An 18,426-nucleotide genomic window follows, 5' to 3' on the forward strand; every position below is an offset into this window, starting at 1 on the left:
TAGCCATATTTTAACGTTTAAAACCATCAAAATATGAAAGAGTCACTGTGGCAATCCATCCTTTCTGTAAAGAAAAATTCACCTTTAGTACATAATATTACCAATTTTGTGGTGATGAACAACACTGCAAATGCGCTGCTTGCCGCCGGGGCATCACCCATTATGGCACATGCCCACCCCGAAGTGGAAGATATGGTAGCTATTTGCGGCGCTACCGTAATAAACATAGGCACCCTGAGCGAATACTGGGTAGAAAGCATGCTGAAGGCTGCTGCAAAAGCACATAATTTAGGCAAGCCCTGGGTACTCGACCCGGTAGGGGCGGGGGCTACGGCCTACCGCGATGAAACCGTAGCGAAGTTGCTGGATTACAAGCCAACCGTTATCCGTGGTAATGCCTCTGAGATTATGGCATTGGCAAAAGCATCACAAACAAAAACCAAGGGTGTGGACAGCGTGCACCAGAGTACCGAAGCAGTACAGGCGGCTCTGTGGCTGAACCAGACTTTCGGTTCGGTGGTGTGTATTTCAGGTGCGGTTGATGTTGTGGTTTCGGGAGAAGAAAAAGTATTCCTTACAAACGGCCATGAGCTGATGACTAAAGTTACCGGTTTGGGATGCAGCGCTACGGCACTCATTGGTGCTTTCGTGGCTAATGATGCCGCCAACCCGCTTCAGGCTACTGTAGCAGCGATGGCATTCTTAGGCGTTGCAGGCGAACTTGCCGAAAAACAATCGGCCGGGCCGGGAAGCTTGCAAGTAAACCTGCTGGACAAGCTCTACAATATTACCGAAGCAGAATTTTTAGCACACGTTAACGTTGAGCACAGTGCATCCGTTTCCGTTTAAACTGTACCTGGTAATAAGCGAAGAAGCCTGTGCCGGGCGCAACCTGCTTTGGGTAGCTGAACAGGCTGTGTTGGGCGGGGTAGATGTGGTGCAGCTTCGCGAAAAGCATAAAACCACTGAAGCATTTACCGAAACAGCACGCCAACTTAAAGCACTGCTTGATACCTATAACGTACCGCTTATCATCAATGATAATATAGAAGTTGCCATGGCAGTATGTGCCGCCGGACTGCATGTGGGTAACAGCGACCTCCCTCCTGAAGAAGTAATACGGCTGTGGCCGGAGTGCCAACATTTAGGCTGGTCAGTGGAATATTTAGAGCAGTTGGATAGCAGGCAAATGCAATATGTAAACCATCTGGGTGTAAGCCCGGTTTTTAGTACAGCTACCAAAACCGATACCGTTACCGAATGGGGGCTTGGCGGTATTGAGAAAATACGCAGCCTTACCGATATACCTCTTGTGGCAATTGGCAATATGAATGCCGATAATGCCCATGCGGTAATAAAAGCCGGAGCCGATTGCATTGCGGTGGTATCGGCTATTTGCGCTGCGGCTGACCCTAAGCTTGCGGCAATGAAAATCCGAAAACAAATTGAAAACAATGATTGAAAGAAAATATAAGTACCCAGTGGTGCTTACCATAGCCGGATCTGATTCAGGGGGTGGGGCAGGCATACAAGCCGACCTTAAGACATTTTCGGCGCTGGGCTGTTTTGGTACCAGCGTCATTACGGCGCTTACGGCACAAAATACCCTTGGCGTTACGGGCATCCACAGTGTGCTGCTCGATTTTGTAAAGGCGCAACTTGGAGCTGTACTTACAGATATCCGCCCCGATGCCATAAAGATAGGCATGGTGCATACCCCTGCTTTGGTGGAAACCATAGCTAACGTACTGGCAGATTATCAAGAAATCCCGGTGGTATTCGACCCGGTGATGATAGCCTCCTCAGGTCACAGGCTTATTGAGGAAGAAACCGTTGCGGCTTTGGTAGAAAAACTGTTTCCCATTGCCACACTTATTACCCCAAATCTTGACGAAGCTGCGCTGCTTGCCGGTATGCCTATTTCATCGGTAGACGAAATGCATACCGCAGGCGCGAGGATATTAGGCTTGGGTTGCAGGTCATTGCTGTTAAAGGGTGGACACCTCACCACTGCGCAACTGACCTCACTCTTGTATGTGGGGAGCGGTGAACCTATAGCCTATACCTCAGAAAAAATAGATACGCAGAACATGCACGGTTCGGGCTGTACGCTGAGTAGTGCCATAGCGGCTTTTTTGGCACGTGGATATGTATTGCCACATGCGGTAGGGCAGGCACAAGACTACGTACATAATGCCATAGTATCTGGTGCCGATGTGCTTACCGGTGCAGGCCACGGGCCGCTGAACCATTTTTTTAACCCTGAAAAACTCATAAAGAATGAAATGGAGTGAAACCGCCTGGCAGGCTGCACTGCCCGTTTACCATAAAATAACTGCGATGCCTTTTATTACCGAACTGGCTGAAGGGACACTTGATGTAGAGAAATTTAAATACTACCTGCAACAGGATGCACACTACCTGGAGCATTTTGCCAAAGCGCTTGCCGTAACCGGGGCAAAGCTCGATGATGTGGATGCCATGCTGCAATACATCCGTTTTGCAGAAGGGGCCGTTGTGGTAGAGCGCGCCCTGCACGATTCGTACTTTAAGGAGTTTGGTGTAGCCGGGCGTGTGCCTGTTTCGCCTGCGTGCCACCATTATATCAGTTACCTGCAAAGCGTGGCCTACGGTGCCGATGCCTGTGTGGGGCTGGCGGCGGTGTTGCCCTGTTTTTGGATTTATAAAGCGGTAGGGGATTATATTGTGAACATTGCCCAAACCGACAGTAACCCGTATAAAACATGGATAGCTACTTACGCAGGGGAGGATTTTGGGTTGTTAGTGGAAAAGGCCATAATGCTTACTGATATTGCGGCTTCTAAAGCTACGCCATTGCAACGTGAACAGATGACTGAAGCTTTTGTGTATGCCAGCCGTTTAGAATATATGTTTTGGGACAGTGCCTACAGGCTTGAAGCGTGGTAATTCTTAATTTCTGTTTAGGGCTTGGTAAACCTTATTTCGGTTTTGTATATTTGGGCAAAACAAATTACAAATTATGAAAAAGTTTATTGCTTCTGTATTATTGGCATTACCATTCCTTGCAAGCGCACAGCCTGCCCAGGACGATAAAGCGGCTGCGGCGGTAAATAACCTGCTGTACGTGCTGGATGTACCGGTGTGCAAATCTGATACTGCAATTGTGGCCGATGAAAAGGCAAAGTTTAAATACAACTCAGGTTGTGGCGACCACCTGTTCTGGAAGGTAATAAACGACCACCGCCTAAAAGCTGTGCCGTACCTGCTGGCTGCTATAGACAATACTGAGGCGACACAGGCAAAACTGCCCGACGGTAAAGGCCACTACGTTATGGGCGATGTAGCCCTTATGGCGCTTAGGGAAATAATCCACGATATGCCGGTAGATGAGTTGGCAGGCAAAAAAGTGTCTGATTATTCAGATAGCTGGAAGTTTTATACCAAAGGCCTTAAGGATAGTAAAAAGCGCAAGGCACTGAAAGAAGCACTTACCAAATGGTACAACGACCATAAAGACAACCTGATATTCGAGAAGAGTGATGTTTTTGGTAACTGTACCTGTACGGGTAAGCACCCGGTGGGTGGTTTTTACAGGATTAAGAAAGAAGGAGAAGTAGAAGAGGCTCCTAAAAAACCGGAACGCAAAAAACCGGTACAGGCAGGTGTACCCCTGAAAAAGGAAAATACGCTGCCGGCTGTGCCACAAACCGATGCTCCTAAAAAGACAGAATAGCATGAAGCTGTCACTGGTAGTACTGTTTTTGTTAAGCCTGCCTGTTTTTGCACAGCGCGAGGATAACGGGAAGCACAAAATTGATACTGAATTTGAAAGTTGCGAAGCAGGCAATACATACGAAATGCTGGAATGCAACCGCAAAAAGTATGAAGCCTGGGACAAGGAAATGAATAAGTACTATAAATTACTGATGGGGATTTTAGCTCCTGAAGCAAAAGAAAAGCTTAAGGAAGCCCAGCGAAAGTGGCTACAATTCCGGGATGCCGAGATTAACTTTTCTAATACGCTGTATAACAGTAAGGACGGTACCATGTGGCCGGTTATAAACGGTAACAACCGTGTTTCGTTTGTACGGGACAGGGCTTTGGCACTGATAGAATATTACGAAATAGAAACTATGTAATATAACAAAAGCTCCTGAAAAGGAGCTTTTGTTTTTAGTATATCATTTCTTTATAAGGCACTATGGTAGTATATCCTTTTGCAGTAAAATATTCCGTAGGGTCTTCTTCGGATGTGGCCAAAACAAAATCACCACCCCAGGCACCGAGGCTCTTTACCACCCCTTTAAAATCCGGGAACAGGCGTTCCTGTACCGGGGCTACGCCCAATACACCGCCCAGAAGTGCTTCCTGCTTTTCTAGTGCCGACGAAAACGAACTCAAATCAGCAGCGGTACTTACTTCTTCAATCAGTTTGTTTATTTGGGCAACCAGAGCAGGTTTATCAAACTGCTTTTCGCGGTAGGCGGCAATGGCTTCACGGCTGTTTTGCTTTTGGTTCAGGTAGACAAAGTACAGCTTATCTGCAAAATCAGGATTAAAACTTACAGTACGTACTGTAGGATTGCCGCCATTCATGTTAAAGATAAGCGGCTCCTGCTGTTGTGCGCAGGCAATATCATAGCCGCTGCCACCAAAGGTTTGTGCCAAAAGCGTATACGGGTCAATATCAAACCAGTCGGCTACAAGGCTTATTAATGTAGAAGAAGTGCCCAACCCCCAGTTGCGCGGGAACGTCAGTTTGGTAACTACATCAAATCCTGAAACCAGTATTTCCGGGTTTGCCGTGTGGGCTGCATGCAGTACTTTTATAAGCATGTCCATGCCAGGATCCGGGTTCGATTCCCGGCGACTCCGGACATCATCAAGGGGAACAGCAACCTCCAGCCACAGCGAACCGTCGGCATCGTAGCTTTTCCAGTTGATGCTGTTTGTACTGTTGCTTTCAAGCTCAAGCGACTGCCCGAAGCGTGTAGGCAGGGCAAATGCATCCGAGCCATCCAGCACGGTATATTCACCCATTATAAACAGCTTTCCGTTAGCGTATAAAGTCTTCTTCAATTTTACTTGGGTCGGTTTTACGTAATTCTTCCAGGTATTCTGCCACAGCCGAATGAGACACCGTATTCTTCTCGAAATGCTTTACCGTAGCTTTCTTCTCGTTGTCGTTAGCGCCCAGCTGGTTCAGTATGTTCATCAGGTGCATTTTCATGTGTCCCTGCTGGATTCCGGTTGTGGTAAGTGAACGCACTGCACCAAAGTTTTGCGCAAGCCCGGCCACAGCTACAATCTGCATCAGCTCCTGTGCCGATGGGTTGCCCAGCATTTGCAGGCAGAATTTCACCAACGGGTGCAGCGTGGTAAGTCCGCCCACGGTACCCAGCGCCAGTGGCACATCAAGCCAGAAGGTGAAAATACCGTTTTCTACTTTGGCATGGCTCAGGCTGGTGTATTGTCCGTCTTTGGCAGCATAGGCGTGTACCCCCGCTTCCACGGCACGGAAGTCGTTACCTGTGGCAACCACCACAGCATCAATACCGTTCATAATGCCTTTATTATGGGTTACCGCACGGAACGGCTCCACTTCGGCTATGTTTATTGCCGTTACGAATTTTTGTGCAAATTCTTCCGGCTTTATATTCTTATCTTCGTTAAGGTCTTCAATAGGGCAGCTCACTTCGGCACGCACTACGCAATTTGGTACATAGTTGCTCAGTATGCTCATAACAACCTGTATATGCTTTTCGGCTTCGTTGAAGGCATCATACGTAAGCGCTTCCTGCCTTAGCGTTTTGCTGAACTGCTCCAGGCAAGAGTTGATGAAGTTGGCACCCATGCTGTCTACCGTTTCAAAGGTAGCATGCAGCTGGTAATAGCCCTCAATCAGGGCCGTTTTATCACGCAGCTCAATATCAAGGATACCGCCGCCGCGTTTCTGCATGTTTTTGGTTAGGTCTTCGGTATCGGTAAAAAACTTAGGCTTTATACTTTCAAAGAAAGCAACAAGCTTTTGGGTATCGCCTTCGTATTTAAAGTGCACCTGGCCAATCTTTTCAGTATTGAGTATAGTCGCTTTAAAACCGCCGCGTTTTGCCCAGAATTTCGCTGCCTTGCTGGCCGCCGCCACTACCGAGCTTTCCTCAATAGCCATGGGTATGGTGTAGTCCTTACCATTTATGGTGAAGTTTGGCGCTATGCCCAGCGGCAGGTAAAAGTTGGTAACCGTATTTTCTATGAACTCGTCGTGCAGTTTTTGCAGGGTTTCATCTTCGTTTTGGTATTGTTTTAAAAGGGCTATGGCCTCCTCCGGATTCTGGAAGTAGGTGTGTGCCAGCCATTCTGTTTTTTGTTCTTTCCCCAGTTTGCTAAAACCGCTAATCGCCTTGCTCATTCTTGGTTACTTATGTTACATTGCGGCACAAAGATAGGGTATTGGGCAACGTATTGAAACAAAAAACCAACGTTACGATAACCGTAATTTCATTTAACAAAAAAAAGAGCCTTTAAGTCATAAAATTTTACTAAAATTGGAAGTTTTTTATCATACGCGAAATGAAATACGCCAAAAAGTCAATTTTATTCTTTTTACTTGCTGCAATGCCCGCTTTGGCACAGCAAAAAATCACCCTTGAAGAAATATGGAGCGGGGCTTTCCGCACCCAGGGCATGGACGAACTGAGTGCCATGAAAAATACCAACCAGTACACTGTGCTGAATGCCGACTGGAATGCAGGCACTGCTACCGTAGACCTGTACGACTTTGCCACGCTGAACAAGGTGGGTACGCTGATTGAGTCTAAAAACTTCAGTGAGCTAAAACAAGGCATAGACAGCTACACCTTTAGTAAAGACGAGAAAAAAATACTGATAGCTACCAACAGCGACCCCATTTACAGGCACTCGTTTACGGCTGATTTCTTCATATACGATACGGCTACCAAAAAACTTACCCCGCTTACCGATAACAAGGTGCAGGAGCCATCTTTTTCGCCTGACGGAAAAAAAGTGGCTTATGTCTTCGATAACAACATTTACATTAGCGATACTGCCGAAGGCATAGTAAGGCCGGTAACCAAAGACGGCAAAAAGAATGCAATAATAAATGGTATCTGCGACTGGGTATATGAAGAGGAATTTTCTTTTGTGAAAGCCTACGAATGGAGTGCCACAGGCGACAAAATAGCCTACATCCGTTTTGATGAAACCGAAGTGCCTGAATTCAGCATGGACGTATACGGCAAGAGCCTGTACCCTACGCAGCAGGTATTTAAATACCCTAAGGCGGGCGAAAAGAACAGCTTGGTGTCACTGCACATTTATGATGTAAAGACCAATACCGATAAAGAGATAAAGCTGGGTAACTATTCAGATTTCTATATCCCACGTATAAAATGGACCAATGATGCCCAAACACTGAGCGTACAGGTAATCAATCGCCACCAGAACAACCTTGACCTTATTTTTGTGGATGCTAACAGCGGTAGTGCTAAAGTGGTACTGAATGAAACCGATAAGGCGTATGTGGATGTTACTGATAACCTGACCTTCCTGGGTGATAACAGCTTTATCTGGACCAGCGAAAAAGACGGTTATAACCACATTTACCACTATAGCAAAGCCGGTAAGCTGGTAAACCAGGTGACCAAAGGCAAATGGGAAGTAACCGCATATTACGGTTACGACAAGAAAACCAAAGCTGTTTTCTTCCAGTCTACAGAAAACGGCAGCATTAACCGCGATGTATACCGTATAGGTATTGATGGTAAAAGCAAAGTAAAGCTTACTGCCCAAACCGGTACTAACGATGCTACTTTTAGCCCTGATTATACGTATTTCATCAATACATATTCAAACTCAGCCCAACCTACTACCTACACGCTAAACAGCAGTAAAGACGGCAAACGGGTTAAGGAAATTGTAAACAACAATGCCCTTAAAGACAAACTTGCCAAATACGGCCTTCCGGCAAAAGAATTCACAACCATTACTACAGAGAAAGGCCATGTGCTGAACGCATGGTTTATAAAGCCATCTGATTTCGACCCAAATAAAAAATACCCGGTGCTGATGTACCAATACAGTGGCCCCGGCAGCCAGCAGGTGGCTAACCAGTGGAATACTACTAACGATTACTGGTATTATATGCTGGCGCAGCAGGGCTATATCGTAGCCTGTGTAGACGGTCGCGGTACCGGTTTTAAAGGTGCCGATTTTAAAAAAGTGACCTACAAAGAACTTGGTAAATATGAAGTAGAAGACCAGATAGATGCTGCTAAAGTGATTGGCAAATATGCTTATGTAGATCCTGCCCGTATAGGTATATGGGGCTGGAGCTACGGTGGTTTTATGAGCAGTAACTGTATCCTTAAAGGTGCCGATGTGTTTAAAATGGCTATTGCCGTAGCCCCGGTAACCAACTGGCGTTTTTACGACAGCATTTACACGGAGCGCTATATGCAAACCCCTCAGGAAAATGCAGGCGGCTACGACCTGAACTCGCCTATAAACTTTGTAAAAAACCTTAAGGGCAAGTTCCTTTTGGTACACGGTACAGCCGACGACAACGTACACGTGCAAAACAGCATGCAGATGATAGAGGCACTGGTGCAGGCAAACAAGCAGTTTGACTGGGCCATTTACCCTGACAAAAACCACGGTATTTATGGTGGTAAAACAAGGCTGCAGCTTTACACAAAAATGACCAATTTCATTAAAGAGAACCTATAATGAGCGAACAATTAACCTTAGCACAAATTCAGGATTTTAAAGGCAAGTACCCGAAGCAGTTGTGGGGGCTTTTCTTCTCAGAAATGTGGGAGCGTTTTTGCTTCTACGGCATGAGGGGTGTACTCACCTATTTCATGATTACCCACCTTATCCTGGAAAACGGAGGCCACATGAGCGAAACACAAGCCAACCTGCAATATGGGGCTACACAGGCTTTTGTGTATGCCTTTACATTTATAGGTGGTTTGTTTGCCGATAAAATATTAGGATTCCGTAAGTCGCTGTTTTGGGGTGGTTTGCTTATGATTGTGGGCAGTGCCATACTGGCGTTTAACCCATTTCCTGAAAGTAACTTCTTCCTGGGTATAAGCTTCACGGTTATAGGTACCGGTTTCTTTAAACCGAATATCTCCACAATGGTAGGCTCGCTGTACAAAAATGGGGACAACAGGCGCGATGCCGGTTTCTCTCTTTTTTATTCAGGAATCAACATAGGTGCACTTTTAGGTGGATATGCTTGTATTGCCATAGGTAAAGGACAATTATTTACAAGTTTTATCCCTGCCGATAAAACATGGAATGTAGCCTTTGGCCTTGCCGGTATTGTAATGACCATAAGCCTTGTTACGTTTATCTTTACCCAGAAGAGTTTAGGGCCGATTGGTTTACCTCCAATCGGGCAGAAAAATACCGTAACCACGGCCGATGCTGTAGGTACCGTAACACCTGAACCGGCTAAGGTAACCGTAGAAACCGCCTCAGGTAAAAAGTGGCGTGAGTATGGAGTATACCTCCTTACACTGGCACTGATACCTGTAATCATGGTTATGGTGGCCAAAACCGAGTATACCGATTATTTCATGTATACCATAGGTCCGCTTACCTTGCTATATTTAGTTTATGAAATGACCCGCCATACCTGGGAAGAAAGTAAGAAGCTGATTGCCGCTTTGGTTTTCATTATCTTCTCTATTATATTTTGGGCATTCTTTGAACAAAGCGGTGGCTCACTGAGTATTTTTGCGGCTAAGAACCTTACCAATAAGGTAGCTGACGTACTTACACTCGACCCTAACGGCGTTAACAATGCCGCCAACTCTGTATTTGTTATCATCTTTGCGCCTATTGTAGGTCTTATATGGATGGCGCTTAAAAAGCTTGAGCCGAATACTGTAATCAAGTTTGGCTTGGGCTTCCTGTTCCTTGCAGGGGGATTCTACACTTTCTATACTACACGTTTTTTCCAGGCGCTTCCGGGTGTAGCCAGCCTTGATGTTTTTGTGGTTGCCTATTTTATAATTACATTTGGCGAACTTTGCCTGTCGCCTATCGGGCTTTCTATCATGACCAAACTGTCGCCGCAAAAGCTTCAGGGTGTAATGATGGGCATGTGGTTCCTGGCAAGTGCTTACGGTCAGTATGCAGCGGGTATCCTTGGGGCTGGCCTGTCTGAAGGTGGTGAAAATGATTCGCTGGAGCAAAAGCTCATTACGTATACCGACGGTTACTACCAGCTTGCCATATATGCCGTGATTGCCGGTGTGGTGCTTATAGTGATATCGCCACTGGTACGCAAGCTGATGCAGGAAGTGAAATAATTTTGTAAAAACAACTAATAACTATATATGTCATCAACAACGACAACAAACGACTTTTTTAAATCAAACGTGCTGGGGCACCCGGCCGGTCTTTTTGTGCTGTTTTTTACCGAAATGTGGGAGCGTTTCTCATATTACGGTATGCGTGCCTTGTTAGTACTTTTCCTTACAGCTTCTATCTTCGGAGATAATCCAGGATGGGGATGGCCAAGGGAACACGCTATGGCTATTTACGGTTCGTATACTGCCCTTGCATACCTTACCCCAATTTTAGGCGGTTATATAGCAGACAGGATTATAGGATACCGCTGGGCTGTAGTTGTAGGTGCAGTACTTATGACTTTAGGACACCTTAGTATGGCTATAGAGGTAGACCACTTTTTTATGTACCTGGGTCTTGTACTCCTTGTTATAGGTAATGGTTTCTTTAAGCCAAACATGACATCGATAGTAGCACATATGTATAAAAATCACCCTGAGAAAAAAGATGGTGCCTATACCATATTTTACATGGGTGTAAATGCCGGTGCTTTCCTGGGGATGCTACTGTGCGGTTACATAGGTGAAAGCCCTGAATGGGGCTGGAGCTATGGCTTTGGCCTTGCCGGTATTTTTATGTTCTTCGGTATGCTTCAGTTTTATTTTACACAAAATATTTTTGGTGAGATTGGCCTTAAGCCGGTTGTTGATAAAGTAGATATAGATGAAGACCCTGCTGTGGCGAAGCAAAACCCATTCTCTAAGTTAGACCTTGTGCTAATTGGTATTACATCAGTGCTTGGGCTTACCTGGATTATTAATGATCCCCTCTCGGTAATATCCGCAGGAAAGTTTGATGCTTTCCCTTTTACTGTGGGTAAATTAAGCGGTTCTAATTTCATTATCATCGTAGCGCTTAGCCTTTTCTTGTTTGTCCTGATTAAAAGGATAGCACAATATACCCCGGTTTTAAGGGACAGGATGATTGCTATTATCATATTGGCTGTTATAACAATGTTCTTCTGGGCTTCATTTGAACAGGCAGGTGGGTCTATGACCATTTTTGCAAGTGACTATACTGCCCGTGTACTCGAAGGAAATTCTAAATTGATATTTAATATTGTTAATACGCTTATAACAATTATACCGCTTGGCCTTATCACTTACGTGCTTGCTAAGCTGTTCTTGCAAACGTTTAAAAGGTTTGCATTAGGTAATATTATATTATCACTGAGCTTCGTGATTATATGGGGTATTGTTATTTACATGCTAAAAGAGCAGTACTACCAGGAAAAATCTGAAGTTCCGGCTACATGGTTCGGCGTATTAAACTCACTGTTTATAATCACGTTTGCACCATTGGTTTCAAAAGTATGGGAAAGTAAGTACAATCCTTTTGCTACTTTTAAAAATGGCTTTGGTATGATTTTGCTTGGTATCGGTTTTGCGGTACTTGCTTACGGTTCCAGCGATATAGAGCCAGGCGCAAAAACAGCTGCGGTAAGCATGGTGTGGCTTGTGCTGGCATATTTCTTCCACACTATGGGAGAGCTTTGCATTTCTCCGGTGGGACTTTCTTACGTTAGTAAATTAGTTCCTGGCAGGATGATTGCCATTATGTTTGGTATATGGTATCTTGCTATAGCTATAGGAAATAAAATAGCAGGTAAAATGGGAGGAATGATTGATGAAATTACAGCAGAATATTCAATGACAACTTTCTTCCTTATATTTACAATAATTCCGGTAGCTTTAGGGCTTATAATTATGGCGCTTACACCACTGCTGAAAAGACTGATGCACGGTGTACACTAAAATTTCGGCACTATTTTTGGTTTTATCCCATTAAATATAAAATATATGAAGAAAGTAGTATTTATCCTTTTTATAGCCCTGGCTTCGCTAAGCATGCAGGCACAGGAACTGGAGTGGCATACCGATGTGGCTAAGGCTACCGCGCTGTCTGAAAAAACCAAAAAGCCCATGCTGTTGTTCTTTACGGGGAGCGACTGGTGCGGGTGGTGCATGAAACTGCAAAAAGAAGTGCTTAAAACGCCTGAATTTGCCAAATGGGCAAAAGATAATGTAATCCTTGTGGAACTTGATTTTCCGCGCCGCACGCCGCAAAGCGATGCCCTTAAAACCCAGAACGCACAATTGCAGCAGTTCTTCCAGGTAAGGGGGTATCCTACAGTGTGGTTTGCTACGGGCACCAAGACCGCAGAGGGTAAAATTAGCTTCAGTGCACTGGGCAGTACCGGTTATGTAGCCGGAGGCCCTGCCACCTGGCTTGATGGCGCTAATAAGATTATCAGGAAGAGTTAATTTGGGGTTATTCGGTTATGTGGTTATTCGGTCATTCGTTTTACGCTGTTATAATGTTTTCCGCATAACCGCATCGCCAAATAACCGAATAACCTTATTTAAGAATATACGATCCCTTTTCTGCTGTGGCATGAAAAGGGATTTTTCTTTTACGGCAGGTGATAGCCCAACGGCTTACGTAGGTTTTATAGTTGGTGGCATCGGCTATTACGGCCTTTGGTTGCATTTCGCTTAGCACGCGGTCTAAATTTACGCGGGGCGATTGTGTAATGATAAGCGCATCGGGTTTCAACAGGCTGTCGTACACGCCGGTGCTGTCCATCACGAAAATCTTCTTCCCATTAAAATAAGAATAATTGCCAATCGGTTGCAGCGATGTTTCCGGATTGAAATTGCCTTTGGCGTATGCCAAAACATTGCGGTTTTGTAATGCTGTGCTGTCGGTACTGGATATGCTGAGGTGGTTGCCATTTTTATGGGCAATAATACTGTGGTTGTAGTTGTGTAAGACTACCAGTTCATTTGTGTTTTGGATGTTGTACACGGTACCCATGTAGGCCAATTGCAATACCAAAACATTTATCAGTGAAGCGATTACCCTTGGGTAGCTTTTTTGTTGCAGGCTTAGCGCTGTGGTAATAATCACACCATACAGGCAGATGCATAGCGTTAGGGTAAACGGTATGTTCTTTATCACAAAAACATCCAGCGAAGCTACCCATGCGGTAAAGTAGTTCATGATGTAAATGGCCCATTCCAGCAGCTTGCCAACCCATAGTGCGAGTGCGGGAAAAATGAAATTCAGCGCAAGCGTCACCAGTCCAAGGATAAGTACCACATTGCTGAGTGGTATTACTACTATATTGGCCAATAAAAACAACAACGGCAGTTGTCCGAAATAATACAGGCTAATAGGCAATACGGCGATCTGCGCGGTGAGCGATACCATAACCAGGTCGCTCGCCATGTTTAGTATGCGGTATTTGCTCTTTAGTTTGCCTTTGTACAATGGTTGGAACCACACAATGCCCAATACCGCAAGGTAACTCAGCTGGAAACCGGCGTCAAACAAAAAGCCGGGTTTGGCAATGAGCAGTACCAGTGCCGATACCGCAAGCGAATTGTAAATGCTTACCCTGCGTGCCATAGCCTGTCCCGCCATAAGGAAACTGAACATTACCACCGAACGTACCACTGAAGCCGACAATCCTGTTATAAAAGCGAACAGCCACATGAGGCTGAGTATAGTAATGAAGTGGCCTGTGTAGCCCAATTTTGGGATGCGTTTCATGGGAGCCAGGAGCCAGTTCAGCATGGCGAACAGTAATGTGAAATGCAACCCCGATATGGCAAGGATGTGTATCACCCCGGCATTGATATAGTTGTTGTTGGTTTCTTTGTCCATATCCTGCCGCTGCCCGAAGAGTAATGCATTTATGAGGTTTTGTACCGGGGCAGGGTAGTGGTGTATGCTGAAGCTTCCTGTGAGCCTGTCGCGTAGTTGCTGTATGCTGTAATTAAAGCCTGTTTCCGTTCCGGCAACAATGTAGTTGTCCTTCAGCTTTACCTGATGGAAAACATTCTGCTTTGCCATGTACTTTGCGTAATCAAACTGGTACGGGTTCATAGCGGGGAGTATGGGATTCAGTTCACTGCTAATGAAAAGCACATCTCCGGTATGCAGGCGGGTATTCAGGCTGTCTTTCGGTAACGAAATAAGCAGGATGCCGCTTGCCGGTTGTTTATCTATTGCAGCAACTGAAAGCAGGTACTTTTCGTTGTAGTCGTTGGGTTTTAGCCGTTCGGTTATTACGCCGCGTATGGTAGGAGTTTCATCTGTGAGGAAATGGCTGTAATGGTTCGGATTGTTTGGTGCATAGCTCAGCCATTGCGCCAGCAACCCTATGCTGAATGCCAGCAACAGGCTGCTTGCTTCAAAATACGGTTTGGGGATGAGCTGTTTCCTTGCGTAAAAGTAAGCTGCTGTAGTGGCTACCAATGCAAAAGCAAAAATGCTGACAACAATATGCAACGGCCATAAACAGGCAAAACCGGTAAAAATACCGGCTGCTATGCTTAGTGTGATTATAATAACGGGGTACTTCAATACCTTCATAAGATATTGAGCGGGGTTGGTTAGTATATGGTTTTTGGTGTATTAATCTTCAATTACCCTGTTAGCCTGTACAAACGTACGGATGTAGTAGTTGTCGTTCATAGACGATATGGCTACACCATGGCTCAGGGTGGCATGTATAAACTTCACTTCGCCTTCTGCGGTAACTTCGGTTACAAGGCCCACGTGGTTGATGCTGTTTTTGTAAGGGCTGTTGTCAAAGAAAAGCAGGTCGCCTATGCGTACTTCCTTCAGGTCTACTTTGCGGCCTGCATCGGCAGCCATAGAAGCCGAACTGCGTGGCAGTGTCCAGTCAAACATTTTGAAGGTAGTAAATACCATACCCGAGCAGTCCATACCGGCAGTGGTAGTACCGCCGCCCCTGTAAGGCACACCTTCAAAAAGAAGGGCGTTGTTTACTATTTGGCGGGCAAAGTAATTTTCGTAAGGTACAGCGCTGAAATCGTCGGCTGCTTCCTCTACTACAGTTACTGCTTTCTTCTTTTTCTTTTTAGGGACATCCGTTTTTGCGGTAGCAGCAGGTTTTGCTTTTTCCTTAACGGCAGGAGCAGGTTTGTCATTGTACGCTACAACATCGCCATCAAGGAAAACGGCTTTGTTAGAAGCGGCTACAGTAGTGGGCTCTGAATGGTCCAGGTGCATACCCTGCAGGTTCCTTGCCGGTACCGAGGTGCCGCCTTGTGCTGCTGCGCTTACAGTTAACAATAATAGTAGTAAGGTGAGTGACAGTGACTGGATATACTTCAAAACTTTTACTTTTTTATTTTATCAAATTCAAACCGTGTTTTTGCAAATATAACGGATTGAGTTTAATAATTAATTAATAATCAGTGTTAAAGTTTTTAACAATAAGCTTTGCGGTGTTTGCGCTGGCACCTTCGCCACCCAGTTTTTCCTCCAGTATATCGTACTGTTTCAGGAGTTTTTGCCTGTATTCAGGGGTTAATAACTTCGTCAATTCTGCTTTAAGATTGGCAGTGTTAAAATCATTTTGGATTAATTCTTTAACAACTTCCCGGTCCATAATCAGGTTTACCAGCGAAATATATTTCAGCGTAATGATGCGTTTTGCTATCTGGTAACTTATCCATCCGCCTTTGTAGCATACTACCTCGGGCACCTTAAATAATGCGGTTTCCAGCGTAGCCGTACCCGATGTTACCAACGCCGCATGGGCTATGCTCAGCAGGTCGTAGGTGCGGTTGCTTATAAAATGCACATTGCTGTTAGTAAGGAACTGCTGGTAAAAACTATATTCCTGTGCGGGGGCGCCTGCTATTACAAACTGGTAACCCGGGAAATCATCTACAATAGAAAGCATGCCGCCCAGCATTTTAGAAATTTCCTGCTTGCGGCTGCCCGGCAGCAAGGCTATTACGGGCTTATCGTCAAGGTTAAACTCCTTTCGGAATGCGGTTTCGTCTACAGTCTTGCGGCTATGTATGGCGTCAATAAGCGGGTGGCCCACAAAGTTGACTTTAAAATTGTGCTTCTTTTCGTAAAAATCCTTTTCAAACGGGAGGATGATGTACATCTCATCCACATCGCGTTTTATGGCCTTAATGCGGTTTTCTTTCCATGCCCATATTTGTGGCGAAATGTAGTAATGTGTGGGGATACCCTGTTGCTTTGCCCACTGTGCAATACGCATATTAAACCCCGGGTAGTCTATAAAAATGATAACATCGGGCTGAAAAGCCTGTATGTCTGCCTTGCAGAATTTTATGTTGCCCAGTATGGTTTTCAGGTTGGCTACCACTTCAGCAAAACCCATAAACGCCAGGTCGCGGTAGTGTTTTACAAGCGTACCGCCCACAGCCTGCATAAGGTCGCCGCCCCAAAAGCGTATATCGGCGGCTGGGTCGGCCTTGTACAGTTCCTTCATCAGGTTAGATGCGTGCAGGTCGCCACTGGCTTCACCGGCTATTATGTAGTATTTCATTGCAATGACAGCTTTATGGCAAAGGTAATATTTTTTAGGTTGCCTGAGGTTTCTGTAGTTTGACGATGCAAAAAGCCCCGCACTTTTTGGTGCGGGGCTATAGTCCTGAGATATGTTAATTATATCTTTCTAAAGGTAATGGTAGTGCCTTCCTGTGTAACGGTAAGCTGCTTTCCTGTTTTGGTAAATGTTACCTCTTCACCGTCGTAAGTAAGTGTTACGGTATTGTCGGTAACGGTGTACTCGCTGTCAGTTACTACCGGCTCAGTGCAGGCTACGGTACTGTTACCTTCTGTATCTTCACCTATTTCAAGGTCCTGTATGCTTACTGTGGCTTGTGCAACATCATCAGGGAACGCAATATAAGTATCGTCCAGGCAGTCTGCTTCTTTAACAAGGTCGTTGCTGGCCTGGCCATCGCCGTCAAGGTCTACCGGGGTAGGTACAATAATAGACTTCAGTTTCCAGGTGCCGGTAAGGCTGGTGTTGCTGTTATCATCATCACTGCACGATACAATAGCGAAAGCCGCAAGGGCTGTTAAAAGGATTTTTTTCATAGCAAAAATGGTTTTTTAATTATTCACTCTATTGATGCTGTAAAACCGTATAGGTTGCGTTGTTAACCTTTTTTTATGCATGCATATTTTTTAATATGCTAATTTTCCAAGATTTAGAGTGATGGTGTTTCTTTGTTTAATCTGTTACTAAAAGGTAGTAATATCAACCTCACCCCAGCCCTCTCCAAGGGAGAGGGAGTAGCTTCACTCAAGCCTAAAATGTTGCTATTTATACGTTCTTCGCTCCCCTCTCCCTTGGAGAGGGGTCGGGGGTGAGGTCAAAAAGAAGGATTATCAAGTGGTTTAAATTTATGTTTGTTAGGGTTGGGGGGAGGCCAGTCCCCAGCTGTTCAGTGTCTGCATGGCATGGTAGGCTGTAAGGTCAAACTGTACCGGTACTACCGAAATATACCCGTTTGCCAATGCCCATTCGTCAGTATCTTCGCCGTTGTCCAGGTTTACAAACTTGCCGCTCAGCCAGTAATAGTCCTTACCCATAGGGTTGGTGCGCTTGTCAAATTTCTCAGTCCACATGGCTTTTGCCTGGCGGCATATCTTCATGCCCTTAATATCTTTTTCGGGTAGTTTGGGGAAATTCACATTCAGTATCACACCTTCGGGCAGGCCTTTTTCTAACACTTGTTGCGCTATTTTTTTAATGAAAGGCTTGGCAGGTTCAAAATCGGCATTCCAGTTATAATCCAAAAGTGAAAAACCTATAGCGGGTATTCCCTCTATGCCGGCCTCTACCGCTGCACTCAGGGTACCGCTGTATATCACGTTAATGGACGAGTTGCTGCCGTGGTTTACCCCACTCACGCACAGGTCGGGCTTGCGGTGCAGTATTTCGTTTACGGCAAATTTTACACAGTCTACCGGCGTGCCGCTACAGCTGTATTCCTGCTCAATATCGGGGTCTATGTCTATTTTGTTTATGTGCAGGGTGTTGTTTATGGTTATGGCGTGCCCGGTGGCGCTTTGCGGGCTGTCCGGGGCTACAACCACTACGTCGCCCAGCTCTTTCATTACGCTTATCAGGGCGCGGATTCCGGGTGCTGTAACGCCGTCGTCATTGGTTACAAGTATCAAAGGTTTTTTACGGGTCATAGTGCAAATGAAAAATAAGAATTGTACTTTTACGTTTTGCTAAAATACATATTT

At 45.3% G+C, this 18,426-nt stretch carries 17 protein-coding genes; 10 read left to right on the forward strand and 7 right to left on the reverse strand.

Annotation, left to right across the window (positions count from 1 at the left end; genetic code table 11):
- Positions 1-33: 33 nt before the first annotated feature.
- From thiM to ACZIX4_RS12295, 6 genes are all read left to right on the forward strand, one after another.
- Positions 34-849, forward strand: coding sequence for a hydroxyethylthiazole kinase (gene thiM / locus ACZIX4_RS12270; protein ID WP_463335930.1), 816 nt, complete (start codon positions 34-36; stop codon positions 847-849).
- Positions 830-1,462, forward strand: coding sequence for a thiamine phosphate synthase (gene thiE, locus ACZIX4_RS12275; protein ID WP_463336082.1), 633 nt, complete (start codon positions 830-832; stop codon positions 1,460-1,462). Before thiM ends, thiE begins: the two co-directional genes overlap by 20 nt.
- A complete protein-coding gene (gene thiD / locus ACZIX4_RS12280; protein ID WP_463335931.1) occupies positions 1,455-2,294 on the forward strand; it encodes a bifunctional hydroxymethylpyrimidine kinase/phosphomethylpyrimidine kinase in 840 nt (279 codons plus the stop codon). The genes thiE and thiD overlap by 8 nt, the downstream gene beginning before the upstream one ends.
- A complete protein-coding gene (tenA, locus tag ACZIX4_RS12285) occupies positions 2,281-2,928 on the forward strand; it encodes a thiaminase II (protein WP_463335932.1) in 648 nt (215 codons plus the stop codon). The genes thiD and tenA overlap by 14 nt, the downstream gene beginning before the upstream one ends.
- A 73-nt stretch (positions 2,929-3,001) precedes the next feature.
- The gene (locus ACZIX4_RS12290; protein WP_463335933.1) at positions 3,002-3,715 is read left to right on the forward strand and encodes a hypothetical protein; all 714 of its coding nucleotides are present in this window, start codon (positions 3,002-3,004) and stop codon (positions 3,713-3,715) included.
- A gap of 1 nt (position 3,716) precedes the next feature.
- On the forward strand, positions 3,717-4,121 hold the full coding sequence (locus ACZIX4_RS12295) for a lysozyme inhibitor LprI family protein (protein WP_463335934.1): 405 nt from the start codon (positions 3,717-3,719) through the stop codon (positions 4,119-4,121).
- A 34-nt stretch (positions 4,122-4,155) separates the two neighbouring features.
- Here the strand turns inward: ACZIX4_RS12295 and ACZIX4_RS12300 are convergent, their stop codons facing one another.
- Positions 4,156-5,061: a GYDIA family GHMP kinase gene (locus ACZIX4_RS12300; RefSeq protein ID WP_463335935.1), complete on the reverse strand. Its 906-nt coding sequence runs from the start codon at positions 5,059-5,061 to the stop codon at positions 4,156-4,158.
- Positions 5,039-6,391 carry a hydroxymethylglutaryl-CoA reductase, degradative gene (locus ACZIX4_RS12305; protein ID WP_463335936.1) on the reverse strand — a complete coding sequence of 451 codons (1,353 nt, stop codon included), beginning with the start codon at positions 6,389-6,391 and terminating at the stop codon, positions 5,039-5,041. Before ACZIX4_RS12305 ends, ACZIX4_RS12300 begins: the two co-directional genes overlap by 23 nt.
- A gap of 161 nt (positions 6,392-6,552) precedes the next feature.
- Here ACZIX4_RS12305 and ACZIX4_RS12310 point away from each other — a divergent pair, with 161 nt between their 5' ends.
- Genes ACZIX4_RS12310 through ACZIX4_RS12325 form a run of 4 tightly spaced genes read left to right on the forward strand, consistent with a single transcriptional unit; the run spans position 6,553 to position 12,629 of the window.
- The gene (locus tag ACZIX4_RS12310) at positions 6,553-8,727 is read left to right on the forward strand and encodes a S9 family peptidase (protein WP_463335937.1); all 2,175 of its coding nucleotides are present in this window, start codon (positions 6,553-6,555) and stop codon (positions 8,725-8,727) included.
- The gene (locus tag ACZIX4_RS12315; protein ID WP_463335938.1) at positions 8,727-10,325 is read left to right on the forward strand and encodes a peptide MFS transporter; all 1,599 of its coding nucleotides are present in this window, start codon (positions 8,727-8,729) and stop codon (positions 10,323-10,325) included. Before ACZIX4_RS12310 ends, ACZIX4_RS12315 begins: the two co-directional genes overlap by 1 nt.
- Before the next feature lie 27 nt (positions 10,326-10,352).
- The gene (locus ACZIX4_RS12320; RefSeq protein ID WP_463335939.1) at positions 10,353-12,119 is read left to right on the forward strand and encodes a peptide MFS transporter; all 1,767 of its coding nucleotides are present in this window, start codon (positions 10,353-10,355) and stop codon (positions 12,117-12,119) included.
- Positions 12,120-12,164: 45 nt separating this feature from the next.
- A complete protein-coding gene (locus ACZIX4_RS12325; protein WP_463335940.1) occupies positions 12,165-12,629 on the forward strand; it encodes a thioredoxin family protein in 465 nt (154 codons plus the stop codon).
- Between the two features lie 94 nt (positions 12,630-12,723).
- Here the strand turns inward: ACZIX4_RS12325 and ACZIX4_RS12330 are convergent, their stop codons facing one another.
- The 5 genes from ACZIX4_RS12330 to surE form a co-directional block, all read right to left on the reverse strand.
- On the reverse strand, positions 12,724-14,745 hold the full coding sequence (locus ACZIX4_RS12330) for a ComEC/Rec2 family competence protein (protein WP_463335941.1): 2,022 nt from the start codon (positions 14,743-14,745) through the stop codon (positions 12,724-12,726).
- A 42-nt stretch (positions 14,746-14,787) separates the two neighbouring features.
- Positions 14,788-15,513 carry a C40 family peptidase gene (locus ACZIX4_RS12335; protein ID WP_463335942.1) on the reverse strand — a complete coding sequence of 242 codons (726 nt, stop codon included), beginning with the start codon at positions 15,511-15,513 and terminating at the stop codon, positions 14,788-14,790.
- A 73-nt stretch (positions 15,514-15,586) separates the two neighbouring features.
- On the reverse strand, positions 15,587-16,708 hold the full coding sequence (gene lpxB / locus ACZIX4_RS12340) for a lipid-A-disaccharide synthase (RefSeq protein ID WP_463335943.1): 1,122 nt from the start codon (positions 16,706-16,708) through the stop codon (positions 15,587-15,589).
- Positions 16,709-16,827: 119 nt separating this feature from the next.
- Positions 16,828-17,265: a lipocalin family protein gene (locus ACZIX4_RS12345; RefSeq protein WP_463335944.1), complete on the reverse strand. Its 438-nt coding sequence runs from the start codon at positions 17,263-17,265 to the stop codon at positions 16,828-16,830.
- 318 nt (positions 17,266-17,583) lie between these two features.
- Positions 17,584-18,372: a 5'/3'-nucleotidase SurE gene (surE, locus tag ACZIX4_RS12350; RefSeq protein ID WP_463335945.1), complete on the reverse strand. Its 789-nt coding sequence runs from the start codon at positions 18,370-18,372 to the stop codon at positions 17,584-17,586.
- Between the last annotated feature and the right edge of the window lie 54 nt (positions 18,373-18,426).

Source organism: Flavobacterium niveum (genome assembly GCF_055231775.1).

Bases quoted from the DNA above. Each gene is read 5' to 3' on its own strand.
- thiM (WP_463335930.1), top strand. From the start codon at position 34: ATGAAAGAGTCACTGTGGCAATCCATCCTTTCTGTAAAGAAAAATTCA.
- thiD (WP_463335931.1), top strand. From the start codon at position 1,455: ATGATTGAAAGAAAATATAAGTACCCAGTGGTGCTTACCATAGCCGGA.
- tenA (WP_463335932.1), top strand. From the start codon at position 2,281: ATGAAATGGAGTGAAACCGCCTGGCAGGCTGCACTGCCCGTTTACCAT.
- ACZIX4_RS12290 (WP_463335933.1), top strand. From the start codon at position 3,002: ATGAAAAAGTTTATTGCTTCTGTATTATTGGCATTACCATTCCTTGCA.
- ACZIX4_RS12295 (WP_463335934.1), top strand. From the start codon at position 3,717: ATGAAGCTGTCACTGGTAGTACTGTTTTTGTTAAGCCTGCCTGTTTTT.
- ACZIX4_RS12305 (WP_463335936.1), bottom strand. From the start codon at position 6,391: ATGAGCAAGGCGATTAGCGGTTTTAGCAAACTGGGGAAAGAACAAAAA.
- ACZIX4_RS12310 (WP_463335937.1), top strand. From the start codon at position 6,553: ATGAAATACGCCAAAAAGTCAATTTTATTCTTTTTACTTGCTGCAATG.
- ACZIX4_RS12315 (WP_463335938.1), top strand. From the start codon at position 8,727: ATGAGCGAACAATTAACCTTAGCACAAATTCAGGATTTTAAAGGCAAG.
- ACZIX4_RS12320 (WP_463335939.1), top strand. From the start codon at position 10,353: ATGTCATCAACAACGACAACAAACGACTTTTTTAAATCAAACGTGCTG.
- ACZIX4_RS12325 (WP_463335940.1), top strand. From the start codon at position 12,165: ATGAAGAAAGTAGTATTTATCCTTTTTATAGCCCTGGCTTCGCTAAGC.
- ACZIX4_RS12330 (WP_463335941.1), bottom strand. From the start codon at position 14,745: ATGAAGGTATTGAAGTACCCCGTTATTATAATCACACTAAGCATAGCA.
- lpxB (WP_463335943.1), bottom strand. From the start codon at position 16,708: ATGAAATACTACATAATAGCCGGTGAAGCCAGTGGCGACCTGCACGCA.
- ACZIX4_RS12345 (WP_463335944.1), bottom strand. From the start codon at position 17,265: ATGAAAAAAATCCTTTTAACAGCCCTTGCGGCTTTCGCTATTGTATCG.
- surE (WP_463335945.1), bottom strand. From the start codon at position 18,372: ATGACCCGTAAAAAACCTTTGATACTTGTAACCAATGACGACGGCGTT.